The following is an 18,375-nucleotide window of genomic DNA, read 5'->3' on the forward strand; positions in this document are numbered from 1 at the left end:
CAGGGAGACAGAAGAGATGCTCAGAGGACAACGCGTCGGCCTTCGCTACGTGACCGAGGACGACCTGCCCTGGCTCAAGCGCACGCGCGGCGACCCGCAGATCTACGGCGCCTTCCTGGGCACGCGGATGATGACGCCGCACGCGGTGGACCAGCGCTGGAAGGACACCGGCTTCGCCAATGAAGACGCCGAGCGGCTGCTGATCTGCCACCTCATCGACGGCAGCGTCATCGGCGACGTGGTGCACTTCGCCGCGGCCCGCTACACGACGGCGCGCGAGATCGGCTGGACGATGGCCGACGTGGCCATGCGCGGCCAGGGCCTGGCCACCGAGGCGGCATCGCTGCTGGTGGACTACCTGTTCGAGAACTGGCCGGTGAACCGGCTGTCCTGCGGCATGTCCGTGCACAACCACGCGTCGCGGCGCGTGGCCGAGAAGTGCGGCTTCACGCATGAGGGCATCCAGCGCGGCGTCGTCTTCGTCGCCGGCGAGTATGTGGACTGCCATTCGCTGAGCCTGCTGCGCAGCGAATGGATGGCCCTGAAGGGGCGCGCGTGATGGCGACCGGCGCGCGCGAGTTCGACCTCATCGTCTTCGGTGCCACCGGCTTCACCGGCCGGCTGGTGGCCGAGTACCTGCACCTCAGCGGCGCCGCCGGCGCGCGCTGGGCGATCGCCGGGCGCAGCCTCGACAAGCTGGCCCGGGTGCGCGACGAACTGCACCTGCCGCCGGCGGTGGCGCTGCTGAAGGCCGACGCGGCCGACGCCGCATCGCTCAAGGCGCTGGTGGCACGCACCCGCGTCGTCATCACCACCGTGGGCCCGTACCAATTGCATGGCGAGCCCCTGGCCACCGCCTGCGCCGAGGGCGGCACCGACTACGTGGACCTCTGCGGCGAGCCGCTGTGGATGGCACAGATGATCGACAAACTCGCGCCCGCCGCGCAGAAGAGCGGCGCGCGCATCGTGTTCTCGTGCGGCTTCGACTCCATCCCGTTCGACCTCGGCGTCGTCTTCCTGCAGGCCGAGGCGCAGGCCCGCTTCGGCGCGCCGCTGCCCGAGGTCCGTGGCCGCGTCGCGCGGCTCAAGGGCGCCGCGTCCGGCGGCACGCTGGCCAGCATGATGGAAACCATCGAGGCGATCCGCCGCGACCGCTCGCTGCTCCAGGTCATGGTCAACCCGTTCTCGCTGTCTGGCGGCTTCAAGGGCCCCAGGCAGCCGAACGACCAGGACGCGGACTTCGACGACTGGGCCGATGCCTGGACCGGCCCGTTCGTCATGGCCACCATCAACACCAAGAACGTGCACCGCAGCAACGCGCTGCGCGGCCACCCCTGGGGCGAGGGCTTCGTCTACAGCGAGAAGATGCTGACCGGCAAGCCGGGGCAGGGGGACAAGGGCCGCAAGAAGGCCCACGCACTGGCCCGCTTCACGACGCTGCAGAACCTGGCGCTGGGCTTCACGCCGACGCGCGCGCTGCTGCGCCGCTTCGTGCTGACCCAACCCGGCGACGGCCCGAACGCGGCCGCGCGGGAGGCCGGGCGCTACGAGGTGTGGTTCAGCGGCAAGTCGGCCGGCGGCGAGCTGCTGCGCGCCGTCGTCAAGGGCGACCGTGACCCCGGCTACGGCTCCACCTGCAAGCTCATCAGCGAGGCGGCGCTGTGCCTGGTGCAGGACATCGACCGCGACGCGACGCCTGGCGGCGTGTGGACGCCCGGCAGCGCGATGGGGCTGGCGCTCGTGCGGCGGCTGCAGGCACGGGCCGGGCTGAGCTTCGAGATCGCGGCTTGAGCGGCGGGCCACGCTGGGCCATCAGCCAGCCGCGCATGCACGCCACGCTGGCGGGCAACCTGGCCGAGACGCTGCAGGCGCTGGAGAAAGCCGCTGCGGCCGGCGCCGAGGGCTGCGTCTGCACGGAGCTGGCGCTCACAGGCTTTCACCGCGGCGTGCCGGCGTTGATCGATGCCGATGCGTTGGCGGCCGCCGAGGCGCAGTTGCGTGCCGTTTGCGCGCGGCTGGGCGTTGCCGCCGCCGTGGGCGTGCCGACGCTGGGGGAGGGCGGAGCCGTCTTCAGCAGCCATCTGCACATCGACGCCGCCGGCCGCGAGGTGGGCCGCGTGCACAAGCGCGGCCTGACGCCCAGCGAGGCAGGCTTCTTCACGCCCGGTGGCGCGCGCGGCTGGACGGCGCAGGGCGGCGTGCTGGCCACGTCGGTGCTGTGCCGCGAGATGCTGGACGGCGCCGAGCTGCTGCCCGAGCTGCGCGCGGCGCTGGCCGCGCACGACGCGGCGGTGCCGAGGGTGGTGTTCTGGCCGAGCTACATCGGCGAGTCCGACGCCGAGCAGGCGGCGCTCAGCGCGGCCTACCGGGCCGGCGCCGCGGCGTTGGCGCGCGCGCTGGGCGCCTGGGTGCTGCAGAGCAACTGGCCCGAATCGTTGAACGCGCCGACGCAGCGGGGGTTTGGTGCCGGCGTCGTCATCGCGCCGGATGGCCGCCGCGTGACCACGCTGCCGCGCGATGCGGCGGCGCAGGTCACCGTCGTGCTGGGCGAGGGCTGACTCAGTCGCGGCCCGCGGGGCGCTCGAAGCCGTTGTCCACCCAGGCCTCGGCGGCCGACTGGGTGAAGCGGAAATTGGCGCCGACCTTGACCTTGGCCAGCGGCTCGCCGGCGGTATCGAAGGCGGCCAGCCACGCGTAGGGGTCGTCCTCGGCGGGCACGATCTCCAGCGTCACCTTGATCCAGGTGCCGTCTCGTGCGACATGCAGCGCCTTGTTCAGCTGCGCATGCAGCTGCTGCTCGTGGCGGCGGATGACCTCGGAGGCCGTCTTCACCAGCGTGTTGAACGCGGTGGTGTCCAGCGGCTTGGGGTTCTTCTTGTCGCGGCCCATCGTCCACGGGCCGACCAGCGCCGGCTCGCTCTCGCCGGCCTTGAACATCGCGACGGCCCAGCCCTCGTCGTCCTCGTTCTTGATGACCTGGGCGGTCCAGCCGTTGTCGCGCCACAGGCGCGGCTCGTGCAAGGGGGCGTCGTCGTCGGTCGGCAGGTCGGTCATGGGGAGAGGCGGGCCAAAGCCCGCCATTCTCTCCCCGGTCCGATCAGCGGCCGTCAGCCGTTGGTGGCGGCCGGCGCGGCGGGCACGACGGCCGGGGCGCGCATCACGCGGGTCTTGCCGCCGGTGGTGGTCAGGATGACCGGATCGCCGGCATTGAAACTTTCCGCGCCCTTGGCCTGCACGATGGAGCGGCGCTCGCCGTTGCGCAGCTGGACGGTGATCTCCAGCGCGTCTTCCTTGGTTGCCGAGCGCTCGATGGCGTTGCCGATGACGGCACCGGCCACGGCACCCAGCACGCCGACGACCTGGCCTTCGCGGCGGCCACCGACCGAGCTGCCGGCGATGGCGCCGGTCACGCCACCGGCCACGGCGCCGACGCCGCTCTGCGAGCCGTCGACGACGACCGGGCGGGACGACAGCACGGTGGCGTCCTGCACCTGCGACAGGCGCTGCGCATCGCCGCGCTGGATGACGTCGGGGCTGGTCGTCGAGCAGGCCGACAGGGCCAGTGCGGCGACGAGGGTGAGGGAAGTCACGAGCTTGGACATGGTTCTGTTCTCCTTGGGCACAACGACTGCCCAACGCGGCAGATTGTCCCGCCGTTGACCGCTTGATGCGGTCGCGTACAAGTCTTTACCGCCTGCGGTCAACGGGATTCACCCGTGCAGACGTGAACTGCGCGGCACGCTGGCGAGCAGGAACTCCATCTGGTCGACCAGGATGCGGCGGCCGCGCAGGATCATGTCCTCGTGCAGGCTGGGTACGTACGGCAGGTAGAGCAGGCTCATGCGGGCCTCCTCGGGCAGCCGGCTGCCCTTGCGGCCGTTGCACGCGCGGCAGGCGGTGATGCAGTTCATCCAGGTGTCCGCGCCGCCGCGCGATGTGGGCTGGATGTGCTCGCGCGTCAGGTCCTCCGGCAGGTAGCGATGGCCGCAGTAGGCGCAGACGAAGCGGTCGCGCACGAACAGCTTGCTGTTGGTCAGGGCCGGCGCCTGCCGCCAGGCCCGGCTGGGCACGGCGCCGCGCACGGCGATGATGGCGTGCACCTCGATGCGCGACTGACGCCCGGTGACGCGCTGCAGGCCGCCGCGCAGCACCTGGCAGGGGTCGCCCAACGTCCAGGCGACGCCGTCGCTGGCGTAGATCACCGCCGCTTCACGCGTGGTGATCCAGGCCTGGGGCCGGCCGGAGACATCGAGTTGGAGCACGTCCACAGAGTCACACCTCCTCCCCGGAGCCTAGCGAGAACCGCGCCAGCGCTCAAGCGTGGTTCCATGACAGGGCGTGCGCCGGGCCGAGCGCCGGGCCACCTCTTGCGGCACCGGCGGGTCACGCCCGCGTCCCGCGGCGCGAGACCGGGTGAGGGGTCCGGGTCTACCCTAGGTCGGCGTGCGTATTAGGCACATCACCCTAGGATTTCGCTGGGGCAAGCTGGCGTTGTCACGCGAGCGACCTGCAAAATAGAACGACCGTTCGTTTTATTCTTGCCCTGTGTCCACGCTTCCCGTCCCCGCCAAGAAAGCCGCCCCGCTGCGCGCCGCCAAGCCGGTGCGCGTGGCGCGTTCCCTGCAAAAAGGCCAGCAGACCCGCGCCGCCATCCTCGACGCCGCGCTGGGCCTGGCCTCGCACATGGGTCTGGAAGGCCTGTCCATCGGCGCGCTGGCGGACGTGACGGGCATGAGCAAGTCGGGCGTCTTTGCGCACTTCGGTTCGCGCGAGGAGCTGCAGATCGCCGTGGTCACGGAGTATCACGCCAAGTTCGAAGAGGAAGTCTTCTTCACCGCCATCCGCGAGCCGCGCGGCCTGCCGCGGCTGCGTGCGATGTTCGAGCGCTGGGTGCGCCGCGTGTCCGTCGAGGTGGACTCGGGCTGCATCTACATCTCCGGCGCCGTCGAGTTCGACGACCGGCCGGGCCCCGTGCGCGACGCGCTGGTGGCCATGGTGAAGGCCTGGCATGCCGCGCTGCAGAAGGCCATCCAGCTCTCCATCGGCGAGGGCCACCTGAAGGCCGAGGCCGACGTCGAGCAGATCTGCTTCGAGCTGCACGGCCTCATCCTGTCGCTGCACCACGACGCGCGCTTCATGCGCATCCCCGGCGCGCTGACGCGTGCCAGCACCGGTTTCGACCGGACCATCCAGTTTTATGCCACGCCGGCCGGCCTCGATGTCGAGCAGCGCCGCAAGGCTCCCAAGGCCAGCGCCATCAAGCGCTGAACCTCTCCCTCACCCACGACCGCTCCAGGAGTTCCCCGATGCCCCAGTACACCCCGCCCATGCGTGACATGCAGTTCGTCATGCACGAGCTGCTGAACGTCGTCGACGAGCTGAAGATGTTGCCCGGCCACGAGGACATCGACGCCGAGACCATCAACGCGGTGCTCGAGGAAGGTGGCAAGTTCGCCGCCGAAGTCATCGCCCCCATCAACCTCAGCGGCGACGCCGAGGGCTGCACGCTCGACAAGGCCACCCACGAGGTGACCGCGCCCAAGGGCTTCAAGGAGGCCTACAAGCAGTACGTCGAAGGCGGCTGGCCGGCGCTCTCCTGCGACACCGAGTACGGTGGCCAGGGCCTGCCGTACACGGTGAACCAGTTCTTCTACGAGATGCTGAACTCGGCCAATCAGGCCTGGACGATGTACCCCGGCCTGAGCCACGGCGCCTACGAGGCGCTGCACGCCCACGGCACGGCCGAACAGAAGGCGCTGTACCTGCCCAAGCTGACCAGCGGCGAGTGGACCGGCACGATGTGCCTGACCGAGCCGCACTGCGGCACGGACCTGGGCCTGCTGCGCACCAAGGCTGAACCGCAGGCCGACGGCACCTACAAGATCACCGGCGCCAAGATCTTCATCTCGGCTGGCGAGCACGACATGGCCGAGAACATCGTCCACCTGGTGCTGGCCCGCCTGCCGGACGCGCCGGTGGGCTCCAAGGGCATCTCGCTGTTCATCGTGCCGAAGTTCAACGTGAACGCCGACGGCTCGCTGGGCAGCCGCAACGGCATCTTCTGCGCCGGCCTGGAGCACAAGATGGGCATCCACGGCAACGCCACCGCACAGATCGTGCTGGAAGGCGCCGTCGGCACGCTGGTGGGCCAGCCCAACAAGGGCCTGGCCGCCATGTTCGTCATGATGAACGCCGCCCGCCTGGGCGTGGGCAACCAGTCACTGGGCCTGACCGAAGTGGCCTACCAGAACGCCGTGGCGTATGCGAAGGACCGCATCCAGATGCGCGCCCTGAGCGGCCCCAAGGCGCCGGACAAGCCGGCCGACCCCATCATCGTGCACCCCGACGTGCGCAAGATGCTGCTGACCGCGCGCGCCTTCGCCGAAGGCGGCCGCATGCTGCAGGCCTACACGGTGCTGCAACTCGACAAGGCGCTGAAGAGCGACGACGAGGACGAGCGCAAGGAAGCCGACGCCGAAGTGGCGCTGCTGACGCCCATCATCAAGGCCTTCATCACCGACAACGGCTGGCTGGCCACGTCGCACTGCATGCAGGTGTTCGGCGGCCATGGCTTCATCCACGAGTGGGGCATGGAGCAGTTCGTGCGCGACGCGCGCATCAACATGATCTATGAAGGCACCAACACCATCCAGTCGCTGGACCTGCTGGGCCGCAAGGTGCTGGGCAACAACGGCGCCACGCTGAAGAAGTTCGGCAAGAAGATCGCCGCCTTCATCGAGGAAGAGGGTACCAACGAAGCCATGCAGGAGTTCGTGAACCCGCTGGCCGACCTGGGTGACAAGGTCAACAAGCTGACGCAGGAAATCGGCATGAAGGCCTTCGGCAACCCCGACGAAGTCGGTGCCGCCGCGGTGGACTACCTGCGCGTGGTGGGCCACATGACGTTCGCCTTCTTCTTCGCCCAGGCCGCCAAGATCGCGCTGGCCAAGAAGGATTCGGGCGACCCGTTCTACACGGCCAAGCTGTCGACGGCGCGCTTCTACTTCGCCAAGCTGCTGCCCGAGACGGCGAGCCTGATCCGCACCTGCCGTGCGGGCCTGGCGCCGCTGATGGAGATGGAAGAAGCCCTGTTCTGACCCCCGGCCTCGCCGCCGGACGATTCACTGGACGACAAGGACAACGCCCGATGAAATCCCTGTTCGCTGTTGCACTGCTGCTGCCCACGCTTGCCTTTGCGCAGGCCACCCCCGTGGGCCTCTGGAAGACCATCGACGACGACGGCAAAACCGCGAAGTCGCAGGTCCGCATCAGCGAACAGGGGGGCACCCTGGTCGGCAGCATCGACAAGCTGCTGGATCCCACCGCGCCGGCCGATGCCAAGTGCGACAAGTGCACCGACGACCGCAAGAACCAGCCGGTGCTGGGGCTGCAGATCATCCGCGGCGTGAAGCCGGATGGCGATGGCCTGTGGGGCCACGGCGAGATCCTTGACCCCAATAACGGCAAGACCTACCGCACCCGCTTGAAGCCGGTGGACGGAGGCAAGAAACTCGAGGTGCGCGGCTACATCGGCGCCCCTCTGTTTGGCCGCACCCAGACCTGGGTGCGCGTCGAGTGACAAGTCAGTTGGGGACAGAGCAGTCGGGCAAGCCCGCCTGGTCAGTCCCGCAAGTTCATCAGATTCCCAGGAGATAACCCCATGAGTCGATTCCAAGTCCGCAAGGTCGCCGTGCTGGGCGCCGGCGTGATGGGCGCGCAGATCGCCGCCCACCTCGTCAACTGCAAGGTGCCGGTTGTGCTGTTCGACCTGCCTGCGAAGGAAGGCCCCAAGAACGGCATCGTCACGAAGGCCGTCGACGGCCTGAAGAAGCTCAAGCCCGCGCCGCTGGGTGATTCGGCTGAGGCCGCGCTGATCCAGCAGGCCAACTACGAAGAGCACCTGGACGTGCTGAAGGGCTGCGACCTCATCATCGAGGCCATCGCCGAGCGCATGGACTGGAAGCTCGACCTCTACACCAAGATCGCGCCGTTCGTGGCGCCGCACGCCATCGTCGCGTCCAACACCTCGGGCCTGAGCATCACCAAGCTCTCCGAAGTGCTGCCCGAAGAAATCAAGCCGCGCTTCTGCGGCATCCACTTCTTCAACCCGCCGCGCTACATGGCGCTGGTCGAGCTGATCAACACGCCGACCACGCAGCCGGAAATCCTCAACCAGCTCGAAGCCTTCGTCACCACGTCGCTGGGCAAGAGCGTCGTGCGCGCCCACGACACGCCCAACTTCGTCGCCAACCGCGTCGGCATCGCCGGCATGATGGCCACGATGATCGAGGCCGAGAAGTTCGGCCTGAGCGTGGACGTCGTCGACGACCTGACCGGCAAGAAGCTGGGCCGCGCGTCGTCGGGCACGTTCCGCACCGCGGACGTCGTCGGCCTGGACACCATGGCCCACGTCGTCAAGACGATGCAGGACAACCTGAAGGACGACCCGTTCTACAGCACCTACGCCACACCCGCCGTGCTGGCCGGCCTGATCGCCAAGGGCGCGCTGGGCCAGAAGACCGGTGCCGGCTTCTACAAGAAGGTGGGCAAGGACATCCAGCGCCTGGACTTCGCGACCGGCGAGTACGTTGCCGGCGGCAAGAAGGCGGACGAGATCGTCGCCCGCATGCTCAAGAAAGCCCCGGCCGACCGCCTCAAGCTGCTGCGTGAGTCCACCAACCCGCAGGCCCAGTTCCTGTGGGCCATCCTGCGCGACAGCTTCCACTATGCCGCCGTGCACCTGAACACCGTGGCCGACACCGCGCGCGAGATCGACTTCGCGATGCGCTGGGGCTTCGGCAGCCAGCAAGGCCCGTTCGAGCTGTGGCAGGCCGCCGGCTGGAAGCAGGTCGCCGAGTGGATCAGCGCCGACATCGCCGACGGCAAGGCCCTGAGCAGCGCGCCGCTGCCGGCGTGGGTCACCGAAGGCCCGGTCGCCGAAGCCGGTGGCGTGCACACGCCGCAAGGCTCGTGGAGCGCCGCCGAGGGTAAGTTCAAGCCGCGCAGCGAGCTGCCGGTCTACAGCCGCCAGGCCTTCCGTGAATCGCTGCTGGGTACCGGCGCCGCCGACCCGCTGAAGTCGGGCACCGAGCTGTTCAAGAACGACGAAGTGCGCGTCTGGACGCTGGACGGCAAGGTCGTCATCGCGTCCATCACCGCCAAGCTGCACCTGATCAGCCCGGCCGTGACCGAAGGCCTGCTGAAGGCCGTCGAGATCGCCGAGGCCGATTACCAAGGCCTGGTGATCTGGAGCCCGGACGACGTGTTCTCCGCCGGCGCCAATCTGGAAAGCCTGATGCCCGTCTTCATGAAGATGGGCAGCAAGGGCATCGCGCCGGAAGAGAAGAAGCTGCAGGACATGATGCTGCGCCTGCGCTATGCGTCCGTGCCGGTCGTCGCCGCGATGCGCGGCCTGGCGCTGGGCGGTGGCGCCGAGCTGGCCGTGCACTGCGCGCGCCGTGTCGCCCATGTCGAAAGCTACGTGGGCCTGGTCGAAGTCGGCGTGGGCCTGGTGCCCGGCGGCGGCGGCCTGACCTACATCGCCCGCCGCGCGGCCGAGATGGCCGCTGCCGGCAACGCCGGTGCCGACATCCTGAGCTTCCTGAAGGACGGTTTCCTGACCGCGGCCACGGCCAAGGTCGCGACGTCGGCGCACGAGGCCAAGAAGAACGGCTTCCTGCTGGACAGCGACATCATCGTGCCGCACAAGGACGAGCTGCTGCACGTGGCCACGGCCACCGCCATCGGCATGTCCGAGGCCGGCTACCGCCCGCCGCACAAGGCGCTGTTCCCGGTCGCCGGCCGCAGCGGCATCGCGACGATCAAGGGCCAGGTGGCCAACATGCGCGACGGCGGCTTCGTCAGCGCGCATGACTACCACCTGGCCGCGGCGATCGCCGACGTGGTCTGCGGTGGCGAGGTCGAGGCAGGCTCCCTGGTAACGGAGGAGTACCTGATGGCGCTGGAGCGCAAGCACTTCTGCTCGCTGCTGGACAACCCCAAGACGCAAGAGCGGATCATGGGCATGCTGCAGACCGGCAAGCCCGTCCGCAACTGAGATCGAGCCCGTGAACCGGCTTCAACGCACGCTCGCCAAGCTGGACGGTTTGCCGTCTCCGCTGCGCGGGCCAGCGCGCAACTTCGCGCTGCGGCGCGCGGTGCCCTTCACCGGCACCGCGTCGCTGGATTTCGTCGCGCTCACCCCCGAGCGCAGCGAGATCCGCGTGGCCAACAAGCGCCCCGTGCAGAACCACATCAAGGGCGTGCATGCGGCGGCGATGTCGCTGCTCGCCGAGACCGCCACCGGCATGGTGGTGGGCATGAATGTGCGCGACGACTGCCTGCCGCTGTGCAAGTCGCTGCAGGTCAACTTCAGGAAGCGTGCCACCGGCGGCCTGACCGCCAAGGCGCACCTGACGGCCGCGCAGCGCTCCGCGATGGCGAACGAAACCAAGGGTGAGGTCAAGGTCGCCGTGACCGTGACCGATGAAGCCGGCATCGAGCCGATCGAGTGTGAATTTGTCTGGGCCTGGGTGCCCAAAGAGAAAAAGCCCCAGGCTTGAAAGGAAACATCATGAGCAAGCAAGTTCAAGACGCCTACATCGTCTCCGCCACCCGTCTGCCCATCGGCAAGAGCGGCCGCGGCTACTTCAAGAACACCCGCCCCGACGAGATGCTCGTCAAGGTCATGCAGGCCGTGCTGGCGCAGGCCCCGGGCCTGGACCCGGCGGCCATTGAAGACGCCATCGTCGGCTGCTCCTTCCCCGAGGGCGAGCAGGGCATGAACATCGCCCGCGTGGCCTCGGTGCTGGCCGGCCTGGGCCCGACCATCGGCGGCGTGACGATCAACCGCTACTGCGCCTCCGGCATCACCGCCGTGCAGATGGCCGCGGACCGCATCCGCGTCGGCGAGGCCGACGTGATGTTCGCCGGCGGCGTCGAGTCGATGTCCATGATCCCGATGGGTGGCAACAAGCCCAGCCTGTCGCCGCTGATCTTCGAAAAGGACGAGAACATCGGCATCGCCTACGGCATGGGCCTGACGGCCGAGAAGGTCGCTGCGCAGTGGAAGATCAGCCGTGAGGCGCAGGACGCGTTCTCGGTGGAGTCGCACCGCCGCGCCGTGGCTGCCATGCAGGCCGGCCACTTCGACGCCGAGATGACGCCGTTCGACGTCATCGAGCGCACGCCCAACCTGGCTGACGGCACGGTCAACACCAAGACCCGCACCGTCAAGCTCGACGAAGGCGCCCGCCCCGACACGTCGCTGGAAGGCCTGGCCAAGCTCAAGCCGGTGTTCGCCGCCAAGGGCAGCGTCACCGCCGGCAACAGCTCGCAGACGTCCGACGGCTCGGGCGGCCTGCTGATCGTCAGCGAAGCTGCGCTGAAGCGCTACAACCTGACGCCGCTGGCCCGCTTCGTGTCGTTCGCCGTGCGCGGCGTGCCGCCGGAGATCATGGGCATCGGCCCGATCGCCGCCATCCCGGTCGCTCTGAAGGCCGCTGGCATCACCGCCGCCGACCTGGACTGGATCGAGCTGAACGAAGCCTTCGCCGCCCAGTCCCTGGCCGTGCTGAACGACCTCGACAGCAAGGGCATCGAGCTGGACCGCGCCAAGGTCAACCCCAACGGCGGCGCCATCGCGCTGGGCCACCCGCTGGGCGCCACCGGTGCCATCCGCGCCGCGTCGGTCATCCATGGCCTGCGCCGCACCGGCGGCAAGTACGGCATGGTGACAATGTGCGTCGGCGCCGGCCAAGGCGCTGCTGGCATCTTCGAAAGGCTGTAACCTATGGACCGTCGCCGCGCGCTCAAGACCACCACCCTGCTGCTCGCGGCGGCGCCCCTGGCCGGCTGTTCGGGCCGGCTCAAGACCTTCCTGACCTGGAAGGAAGCGCAGCAAGCCGTCCTGGACCTGCTGTTCGTGCCCAAGGTCGTCGACGGCAACCCGTGGAACCTCAGCCAGGTGCTGCAACATCTGGCGCAGAGCATCGAGTTCTCGATGCAGGGCTTCCCGGCGCTCAAGGGCGCCTGGTTCCGCTCCTCCGTCGGCTCGGCGGCGTTCGCGGTCTTCAATGCACGCGGCTCGATGAGCCACGACCTGAGCGAGCCCATCCCCGGCGCGCCGGCGCTGGACGCGGCGCAGGCGCTCAAGGTGTCGGTGCAGCGGCTGCTCGACGCGATGGACGCCTTTGCCCAATTCAACGGTACGCTGCGGCCTCATTTCGCCTACGGCGAGCTGACCAAGCCGCAGTACGAGCGTGCCCATTTGATGCACTTGGCGAACCACTGGACACAGTTCCAAGCCAAGACCGCAGTCGCGTGAAGGACCTCCCATGACCATCAAGACCTACACCGTCAACGGCGTCGCGACGATCGAGATCGCCCGCCCCGAGAAGAAGAACGCCATCACGCAGGACATGTACCAGCAGATGGCCGATGCGCTGCGCGCGGCCGACGCCGCGCCCGAGGCGCGGGCCGTGCTGATCACCGGCCAGCCGGGCATCTTCACGTCGGGTAACGACCTGGAGGACTTCATGGGCCGCCCGCCGCGTGGCGAGGACGCGCCGGTGTTCCAGTTCATGCATGCGCTGGTGGATTGCGGCAAGCCGGTCGTGGCGGCCGTGACCGGTGCGGCCATCGGCATCGGCACGACGCTGCTGCTGCATTGCGACCTGGTCTATGTGGCCGACGACGCGCGCCTGGCCATGCCCTTCGTGGGCCTGGGCCTGGTGCCGGAGTTCGCGTCCAGCCTCGTCGTGCCGCAGCTGATGGGCAACCGCCGTGCGGCCGAGAAGCTGCTGCTGGGCGACCCGTTCACGGGCGAGCAGGCCGTCGAGTGCGGCATCGCCAACGGCGTGCTGGCCGGCAGCGAGGTGCTGAACCATGCCCGGCGCGTGGCCGAGCGTTTCAACAACCTCGCGCCCGGCGCGGTGCGCGACAGCAAGCGGCTGATCCGCGACGCGCAGCGCGAGGCCGTCAAGGCGGCCATCACGCGCGAGGCCGAGCTGTTCAGCGCCCGCCTGCGCAGCCCGGAGGCCATGGAGGCCTTCCAGGCTTTCTTCCAGAAGCGCAAGCCGGACTTCTCGAAGTTCTCCTGACGCCTATCGGCGCACCAGACCCACCAGCAGGCCGATGACCGCCAGGATCAGGAAGCCGTAGAACAGCAGCTGGGCAAAGCCGGCCGCGCTGGCGGCGATGCCGGTGAAACCGAACACGGCAGCGATCAGGGCGATGACGAAGAAGATGATGGCGTAACGCAGCATGGCGGACTCCTCTCGGTTGACGCCTTGACGGCGCATGCGTGCAGCCTAGGACCGCGGCCGTGTTCGCCGTGCCGGACGGCGCGGGCGTGCGAGGTCGGACACCGCTGACACCGTGACACAGGAAGTGACCCGCCCATGCGACTGACGCTGGCCAAGCTGCTGCTCGGGCCGCTGCTGATCTGGCAGGGGCGGCGAGTGCGCGCGACGGCACTGCGGCTGCCCGAGGCGGCGGGCGCGCGTTCGCTGGACGGCGGGGCACTGCGCCTGCTCATCGTGGGTGATTCTTCGGCCGCTGGCGTCGGTGCGGCACATCAGGACGAGGCGCTCGCGGGCCGGCTGGCGCAGGCCCTGGCAACGCGGCTGGGCCAGCCGGTGGGCTGGCAGCTCGTGGCCACCAGCGGCCACCGCAGCGTGCAGGCGCTGGCGGCGCTGCGGGCGGCCGAGCTGGCCCCGGCCGATGTGCTCGTCACGGCGCTGGGCGTGAACGACGTGGTCGACCAGGTCGCGCCACACGATGCGCTGGCGGCGCTGGACGCCATCGACGCGCATGCGCGCGAGCACACCGGCGTGCGGCTGAGCCTGCACTGCGCGGCGCCGCCCATGCAGTCCTTCCCGCTGCTGCCGCAGCCGCTGCGCTGGTTCTTCGGCCGGCAGGCGGCGCGCCTCAACGCGGCGCTGGCGGCGCAGACGCGAGGCCACGCCTGGCGCCGCGTCGTGCAGCTGCCCGAAGCCATGCAGCGCGACGCCGCGGCGCTGATGGCCGCCGATGGCTTCCACCCCGGACCGCGCGGCTATGCGCTGTGGGCTGACACGCTGGCCGACCAGATCGTGGCGGCGTTGCCGAAGGTTGCGAAGCACTCAACAACTTGAGTGCTGCGGCGACAGGCCGCTTCCTAGACTGATCCGGCCGCAATCACGCGGCAGCACCGGCCGCAGCAGTGAGCAGTAGATGGCCGGGCACCAACGGAGACAACACATGCGGATCGACTTTCTCCGCCGGCATCTGCGCCGGCTGGGTGCGCTAGCCTGCGCGCTCTTCTTCATGGCCCTGTGCTCGCCCGCCATGGCGGCCTTCAGCCTCACCACGCTCTACGACAGCGGCAGCTCGTCCAAGGTGCAGTACCAAGTGGACACCGGCGGCGGCCTGGTGTTCAAGGTCATGGCCTACGACAACGGCGTCAGCACCCAGTCCAAGGGCGACCTCTCCAGCCTCGTCTACAACGGCGTGCAGTACGCCGACGCCAGCCGCGGCTCGCAGCTGAACTCGGGCTTCGACTACCTGTACAGCAACGTCTCGGCCGTCGACGTGCAGGCGCAGATGATCAGCAGCACCGGTGCGGCCACGCCTGCGTCGACCGCCAACGGCGGCGTCGTCAGCGGTGGCGCCTACGTGAAGATCACGGTGACGGTGAACAGCGCCAACGGCGGCGTGCTCAAGCACTACTACCTGGCCAAGAGCGGCGAGCCACGCATCTACATGGGCACCTATTTCACCGAGGAGCCCGACACGCTGAACCTGGTGCGCTTCATCGTGCGCGTGCCCATCGCGGCGCTGTCCAAGGGCGGCCCGGCCGGCACGCCCGGCGGCCTCACCGCCAACGGCAGCTGGGCGCAGGACCTGCGCGACACCAGCACCACCGTCGAGGCCAGCGACGTGTTCGGCATCCCCAGCGGCACCTACGCCGGCCAGACGCGCTCCAAGCACTACGCCAACATGCGCGTGAAGGACTGGCAGGCCTTCGGCGGCGTCAACAGCGGCGGCACGGTGGGCCTCTGGTTCTACCGCGACAACCAGGAAGGCGGCTCCGGCGGCCCGTTCTACCGCAGCCTGCTCAACCAGATCACGTCCACCAACAACGAGCTGACCTACATCGTCAACTACGGCGAGGGCCAGACCGAGGCCTTCCGCATGGGCGTGCTGAACAGCTACACGCTGATGTTCACCGGCGGCGGCGTGCCCGCGGCGCCGGACACCAGCTGGTTCTCGCTGATGGGCCTGGACGGCTACGTGCCGCCCGCAGGCCGCGGTGCCGTGGCCGGCGTGGGCCTGGCGGGCACCGACCCGGCCTACACCTACACCGTGGGCTTCGCCAACAGCCAGGCGCAGTACTGGACGACGGCCAACCTCGCCAACAGCGGCTACTTCAAGAGCGCCGGCATGCGCCCCGGCAGCTACACGCTGACGGTCTACAAGAACGAGCTGGCCGTCTACACCGGCAGCGTCAACGTGACGGCGGGCGGCACGACGGCGCTGAACACGCTGACGATCAATGCCGACCCGGCGGCCACGCCGGCGCTTTGGCGCATCGGCGCCTGGGACGGCTCGCCGGCCGAGTTCGTCAACGGCAGCCGCCTCACCAGCATGCACCCGTCCGACAGCCGCATGAGCAGCTGGGTGGCGCCCAGCTTCACCGTCGGCAGCGCCACGGCCGCCACGGGCTTCCCGGCCTACCAGTGGAAGGACGTCAACAACGCCCGCGTCATCACGTTCACGCTGACCAGCGCGCAGCTGCAGAACCTGACGCTGCGCCTGGGCACGACAACCGACTTCAACGGCGCCCGGCCGCAGGTCAGCGTCAACGGCTGGACGTCCGCCGTGCCCGCCGCGCCGCCCAAGGGCTCGCGCAACCTGACGGTGGGCACCTACCGCGGCGTGAACCGGCTCTACAGCTACGCCATCCCGGCGTCGGCGCTGGTGGCCGGCACCAACACGGTGACGATCAACGTCGTCAGCGGCACCAGCGGCACGGGCTTCCTCAGCCCGGGCTTCTCCTACGACGCGGTCGACCTGATCGCGACGCCGTGACCTGAAGCCCCGCGCCCGGCCCGCGTCAGGCTCAGGGCTTGACCTGGCGCGGCTTGCCTTCGCGGTCGATGGCCACGTAGGTCAGGTTGGCCTCGGTCACCTTGACCACGTGCAGGTTCTCCGGGTCGCGCTCGGCGAACACCTCCACGTGCACCGTCACCGACGTGCGGCCCACGCGCGTGATGGTGGCGTAGAAGCTCAGCAGGTCGCCCACCGAGACGGGCTGCTTGAAGATGAACTCGTTGACGGCCACCGTCGTGATGCGGCCGCGCGAGAGGCGCGCCGGCAGGATGGAGCCGGCGATGTCCACCTGCGCCATGATCCAGCCGCCGAACACGTCGCCGTTGGCGTTGGAGTCCGCGGGCATGGGCATGACTCGCAGCACGAGCTCGCGTTCTCCGGCCTGGTGTTGTGCGGGGCTTGAATCTGGGGGCATGGCGTTCACTTGTGACAATCGGTCTGCCCGCCATTTTCGGCCCTGACCGCCTCATGAGATCCACGCCGCGCGCCATTGAACTGCCCACTTCGCCGAATGCTGCCGCCGTGCGCGGCGATTGGGGCACGGTCGGCCGCCTGCTGCCCTACCTGTGGCGCTACCGCTGGCGCGTCGGCCTGGCGCTGGCGTTCATGGTGGGCGCCAAGCTCAGCAACGTCGGCGTGCCGCTGCTGCTCAAGCACCTCATCGACAGCCTGGACCTCAAGCCCGGCCAGCCGCAGGCCTTGCTGGTCGTGCCGCTGGGCCTGCTGGTGGCCTACGGTGCGCTGCGGCTGTCGACGTCGCTGTTCACCGAGCTGCGCGAGCTGATCTTCGCCAAGGCGACGGAGGGCACGGCGCGCAGCATCTCGCTGCAGGTGTTCCGCCACCTGCACGACCTGTCGCTGCGCTTCCACCTGGAGCGCCAGACCGGCGGCATGACGCGCGACATCGAGCGCGGTACGCGCGCCGTGCATTCGCTGATCAGCTACTCGCTCTACAGCATCGTGCCGACGCTGATCGAGGTCGTGCTCGTGCTGACGCTGCTGGGCGTCAAGTTCGACGCCTGGTTCGCCGGCATCACCGTCGCGGCGCTGGTGGTCTACGTCACGTTCACCGTCGTCGTCACGAACTGGCGCACGCAGTTCCGCAAGACGCTGAACGAGCTGGACTCGGTGGCCCACAGCAAGGCCATCGACTCGCTGCTGAACTACGAGACGGTCAAGTACTTCAACAACGAGGACTTCGAGGCGCGCCGCTACGACGAGAGCCTGGAGAAGCTGCGCAAGGCCCAGTTGAAGAGCCAGACGACGCTGTCGATGCTGAACACCGGCCAGCAGCTCATCATCGCGACGGCGCTGGTGCTGATGCTGTGGCGGGCCACGCAGGGCGTGGTGGCCGGGCAGATGAGCCTTGGCGACCTGGTCATGGTCAACGCCTTCATGATCCAGCTCTACATCCCGCTGAACTTCCTCGGCGTCATCTACCGCGAGATCAAGCAGAGCCTGACCGACATCGAGAAGCTGTTCCTGCTGCTGGACCGCGAGCGCGAGGTGGCGGACACGTCGGGCGCGGTCGACCTGCAGGTGAGCGGCGGCAGCGTCCGGTTCGACGACGTGCGCTTCGCCTACGACCCGGCGCGGCCCATCCTGCATGGCGTCAGCTTCGAGATCCCGGCGGGCAAGAAGGTGGCCGTCGTGGGCCCCAGCGGCTCGGGCAAGAGCACGCTGGCGAGGCTGCTGTACCGCTTCTACGACCTGGACGGCGGCGCCATCCGCATCGACGGCCAGGACATCCGCGCCGTCACGCAGAGCAGCCTGCGCGCGGCAATAGGCATCGTGCCGCAGGACACGGTGCTGTTCAACGACACGGTGGCCTACAACATCGCCTACGGCCGGCCCGGCGCCAGCACCGCCGAGGTGGAGGCCGCGGCACGCGCGGCGCATATCCACGGCTTCATCGCCGCCACACCCAAGGGCTACGACACGATGGTGGGCGAGCGCGGGCTGAAGCTGTCGGGCGGCGAGAAGCAGCGCGTGGCCATCGCCCGCACGCTGCTGAAGAACCCGCCCATCCTGATCTTCGACGAGGCCACGTCGGCGCTGGACTCGACCAACGAGCGCGCCATCCAGGCCGAGCTGGAGTCGGTGGGGCAGAACAAGACCGTGCTGGTCATCGCGCACCGGCTGTCCACCGTGGTGGACGCGCACGAGATCCTGGTGCTGGAGCAGGGCCGCATCCTCGAGCGCGGCCGGCACGACGAGCTGCTGGCCCGCGGCGGCCGCTACGCCGAGATGTGGCGGCTGCAGCAGTCGGGCGAGTAGCGCAGG

19 protein-coding genes are annotated in these 18,375 nt (G+C 69.0%); 14 read left to right on the forward strand and 5 right to left on the reverse strand.

Features of this window, described 5'->3' with window-relative positions:
- Positions 1 to 16: 16 nt before the first annotated feature.
- From AC1Q7O_RS00350 to AC1Q7O_RS00360, 3 genes are read left to right on the forward strand one after another with little or no spacing between them, the layout of a single operon-like run.
- On the forward strand, positions 17 to 559 hold the full coding sequence (locus AC1Q7O_RS00350) for a GNAT family N-acetyltransferase (protein ID WP_492660252.1): 543 nt from the start codon (positions 17 to 19) through the stop codon (positions 557 to 559).
- Positions 532 to 1,791, forward strand: a complete 1,260-nt coding sequence (locus AC1Q7O_RS00355; protein WP_492660251.1) for a saccharopine dehydrogenase family protein — start codon at positions 532 to 534, stop codon at positions 1,789 to 1,791. Before AC1Q7O_RS00350 ends, AC1Q7O_RS00355 begins: the two co-directional genes overlap by 28 nt.
- Positions 1,788 to 2,558, forward strand: a complete 771-nt coding sequence (locus AC1Q7O_RS00360) for a nitrilase-related carbon-nitrogen hydrolase (protein ID WP_492660250.1) — start codon at positions 1,788 to 1,790, stop codon at positions 2,556 to 2,558. Before AC1Q7O_RS00355 ends, AC1Q7O_RS00360 begins: the two co-directional genes overlap by 4 nt.
- 1 nt (position 2,559) lies before the next feature.
- Here AC1Q7O_RS00360 and AC1Q7O_RS00365 read toward each other — a convergent pair whose 3' ends face one another.
- The 3 genes from AC1Q7O_RS00365 to AC1Q7O_RS00375 form a co-directional block, all read right to left on the reverse strand.
- On the reverse strand, positions 2,560 to 3,054 hold the full coding sequence (locus AC1Q7O_RS00365; RefSeq protein WP_492660249.1) for a hypothetical protein: 495 nt from the start codon (positions 3,052 to 3,054) through the stop codon (positions 2,560 to 2,562).
- A 53-nt stretch (positions 3,055 to 3,107) separates the two neighbouring features.
- Positions 3,108 to 3,602 carry an outer membrane lipoprotein gene (locus AC1Q7O_RS00370; RefSeq protein WP_492660248.1) on the reverse strand — a complete coding sequence of 165 codons (495 nt, stop codon included), beginning with the start codon at positions 3,600 to 3,602 and terminating at the stop codon, positions 3,108 to 3,110.
- Positions 3,603 to 3,710: 108 nt separating this feature from the next.
- Positions 3,711 to 4,268 carry an HNH endonuclease gene (locus AC1Q7O_RS00375; protein WP_492660247.1) on the reverse strand — a complete coding sequence of 186 codons (558 nt, stop codon included), beginning with the start codon at positions 4,266 to 4,268 and terminating at the stop codon, positions 3,711 to 3,713.
- Between the two features lie 277 nt (positions 4,269 to 4,545).
- Between AC1Q7O_RS00375 and AC1Q7O_RS00380 the strand changes: the two genes are divergently transcribed.
- The 8 genes from AC1Q7O_RS00380 to AC1Q7O_RS00415 all read left to right on the forward strand — a co-directional run bounded on the left by AC1Q7O_RS00380 (position 4,546) and on the right by AC1Q7O_RS00415 (position 13,100).
- Positions 4,546 to 5,268, forward strand: coding sequence for a TetR/AcrR family transcriptional regulator (locus tag AC1Q7O_RS00380; protein ID WP_492660246.1), 723 nt, complete (start codon positions 4,546 to 4,548; stop codon positions 5,266 to 5,268).
- 38 nt (positions 5,269 to 5,306) lie between these two features.
- Positions 5,307 to 7,097 (forward strand): acyl-CoA dehydrogenase C-terminal domain-containing protein, encoded by a 1,791-nt coding sequence (locus tag AC1Q7O_RS00385; protein ID WP_492660245.1) that lies wholly within the window; start codon positions 5,307 to 5,309, stop codon positions 7,095 to 7,097.
- A 50-nt stretch (positions 7,098 to 7,147) separates the two neighbouring features.
- Positions 7,148 to 7,579, forward strand: coding sequence for a DUF2147 domain-containing protein (locus tag AC1Q7O_RS00390; protein ID WP_492660244.1), 432 nt, complete (start codon positions 7,148 to 7,150; stop codon positions 7,577 to 7,579).
- Between the two features lie 81 nt (positions 7,580 to 7,660).
- The gene (locus AC1Q7O_RS00395; RefSeq protein WP_492660243.1) at positions 7,661 to 10,057 is read left to right on the forward strand and encodes a 3-hydroxyacyl-CoA dehydrogenase/enoyl-CoA hydratase family protein; all 2,397 of its coding nucleotides are present in this window, start codon (positions 7,661 to 7,663) and stop codon (positions 10,055 to 10,057) included.
- A gap of 10 nt (positions 10,058 to 10,067) precedes the next feature.
- Positions 10,068 to 10,562, forward strand: coding sequence for a DUF4442 domain-containing protein (locus AC1Q7O_RS00400; protein ID WP_492660242.1), 495 nt, complete (start codon positions 10,068 to 10,070; stop codon positions 10,560 to 10,562).
- Between the two features lie 11 nt (positions 10,563 to 10,573).
- Entirely contained in the window at positions 10,574 to 11,788 is a 1,215-nt protein-coding gene (locus AC1Q7O_RS00405; RefSeq protein ID WP_492660241.1) for an acetyl-CoA C-acyltransferase, read from the forward strand.
- A gap of 3 nt (positions 11,789 to 11,791) precedes the next feature.
- Positions 11,792 to 12,325, forward strand: a complete 534-nt coding sequence (locus AC1Q7O_RS00410; protein ID WP_492660240.1) for a DUF1569 domain-containing protein — start codon at positions 11,792 to 11,794, stop codon at positions 12,323 to 12,325.
- 10 nt (positions 12,326 to 12,335) lie between these two features.
- Positions 12,336 to 13,100 carry an enoyl-CoA hydratase gene (locus AC1Q7O_RS00415; RefSeq protein ID WP_492660239.1) on the forward strand — a complete coding sequence of 255 codons (765 nt, stop codon included), beginning with the start codon at positions 12,336 to 12,338 and terminating at the stop codon, positions 13,098 to 13,100.
- Positions 13,101 to 13,103: 3 nt separating this feature from the next.
- Here the strand turns inward: AC1Q7O_RS00415 and AC1Q7O_RS00420 are convergent, their stop codons facing one another.
- Positions 13,104 to 13,265: a DUF1328 domain-containing protein gene (locus AC1Q7O_RS00420; RefSeq protein WP_492660238.1), complete on the reverse strand. Its 162-nt coding sequence runs from the start codon at positions 13,263 to 13,265 to the stop codon at positions 13,104 to 13,106.
- A gap of 135 nt (positions 13,266 to 13,400) precedes the next feature.
- Here AC1Q7O_RS00420 and AC1Q7O_RS00425 point away from each other — a divergent pair, with 135 nt between their 5' ends.
- Both AC1Q7O_RS00425 and AC1Q7O_RS00430 read left to right on the forward strand, forming a co-directional pair.
- On the forward strand, positions 13,401 to 14,135 hold the full coding sequence (locus tag AC1Q7O_RS00425; RefSeq protein ID WP_492660237.1) for an SGNH/GDSL hydrolase family protein: 735 nt from the start codon (positions 13,401 to 13,403) through the stop codon (positions 14,133 to 14,135).
- 106 nt (positions 14,136 to 14,241) lie between these two features.
- Positions 14,242 to 16,071 carry a rhamnogalacturonan lyase B N-terminal domain-containing protein gene (locus AC1Q7O_RS00430; RefSeq protein ID WP_492660236.1) on the forward strand — a complete coding sequence of 610 codons (1,830 nt, stop codon included), beginning with the start codon at positions 14,242 to 14,244 and terminating at the stop codon, positions 16,069 to 16,071.
- 31 nt (positions 16,072 to 16,102) lie between these two features.
- On the opposite strand, the gene AC1Q7O_RS00435 is transcribed toward AC1Q7O_RS00430, so the two are convergent.
- Positions 16,103 to 16,507 carry an acyl-CoA thioesterase gene (locus AC1Q7O_RS00435; protein ID WP_492660235.1) on the reverse strand — a complete coding sequence of 135 codons (405 nt, stop codon included), beginning with the start codon at positions 16,505 to 16,507 and terminating at the stop codon, positions 16,103 to 16,105.
- Between the two features lie 53 nt (positions 16,508 to 16,560).
- Here AC1Q7O_RS00435 and AC1Q7O_RS00440 point away from each other — a divergent pair, with 53 nt between their 5' ends.
- The gene (locus AC1Q7O_RS00440; protein ID WP_492660234.1) at positions 16,561 to 18,369 is read left to right on the forward strand and encodes an ABCB family ABC transporter ATP-binding protein/permease; all 1,809 of its coding nucleotides are present in this window, start codon (positions 16,561 to 16,563) and stop codon (positions 18,367 to 18,369) included.
- Positions 18,370 to 18,375 lie beyond the last annotated feature (6 nt).

The organism is Roseateles sp. GW823-FHT07B05 (genome assembly GCF_058794515.1).

Bases quoted from the DNA above. Each gene is read 5' to 3' on its own strand.
- AC1Q7O_RS00355 (WP_492660251.1), top strand. From the start codon at position 532: ATGGATGGCCCTGAAGGGGCGCGCGTGATGGCGACCGGCGCGCGCGAG.
- AC1Q7O_RS00385 (WP_492660245.1), top strand. From the start codon at position 5,307: ATGCCCCAGTACACCCCGCCCATGCGTGACATGCAGTTCGTCATGCAC.
- AC1Q7O_RS00415 (WP_492660239.1), top strand. From the start codon at position 12,336: ATGACCATCAAGACCTACACCGTCAACGGCGTCGCGACGATCGAGATC.
- AC1Q7O_RS00370 (WP_492660248.1), bottom strand. From the start codon at position 3,602: ATGTCCAAGCTCGTGACTTCCCTCACCCTCGTCGCCGCACTGGCCCTG.
- AC1Q7O_RS00365 (WP_492660249.1), bottom strand. From the start codon at position 3,054: ATGACCGACCTGCCGACCGACGACGACGCCCCCTTGCACGAGCCGCGC.
- AC1Q7O_RS00425 (WP_492660237.1), top strand. From the start codon at position 13,401: ATGCGACTGACGCTGGCCAAGCTGCTGCTCGGGCCGCTGCTGATCTGG.
- AC1Q7O_RS00390 (WP_492660244.1), top strand. From the start codon at position 7,148: ATGAAATCCCTGTTCGCTGTTGCACTGCTGCTGCCCACGCTTGCCTTT.
- AC1Q7O_RS00420 (WP_492660238.1), bottom strand. From the start codon at position 13,265: ATGCTGCGTTACGCCATCATCTTCTTCGTCATCGCCCTGATCGCTGCC.
- AC1Q7O_RS00435 (WP_492660235.1), bottom strand. From the start codon at position 16,507: ATGCCCCCAGATTCAAGCCCCGCACAACACCAGGCCGGAGAACGCGAG.
- AC1Q7O_RS00395 (WP_492660243.1), top strand. From the start codon at position 7,661: ATGAGTCGATTCCAAGTCCGCAAGGTCGCCGTGCTGGGCGCCGGCGTG.
- AC1Q7O_RS00440 (WP_492660234.1), top strand. From the start codon at position 16,561: ATGAGATCCACGCCGCGCGCCATTGAACTGCCCACTTCGCCGAATGCT.
- AC1Q7O_RS00405 (WP_492660241.1), top strand. From the start codon at position 10,574: ATGAGCAAGCAAGTTCAAGACGCCTACATCGTCTCCGCCACCCGTCTG.
- AC1Q7O_RS00410 (WP_492660240.1), top strand. From the start codon at position 11,792: ATGGACCGTCGCCGCGCGCTCAAGACCACCACCCTGCTGCTCGCGGCG.
- AC1Q7O_RS00350 (WP_492660252.1), top strand. From the start codon at position 17: ATGCTCAGAGGACAACGCGTCGGCCTTCGCTACGTGACCGAGGACGAC.
- AC1Q7O_RS00430 (WP_492660236.1), top strand. From the start codon at position 14,242: ATGCGGATCGACTTTCTCCGCCGGCATCTGCGCCGGCTGGGTGCGCTA.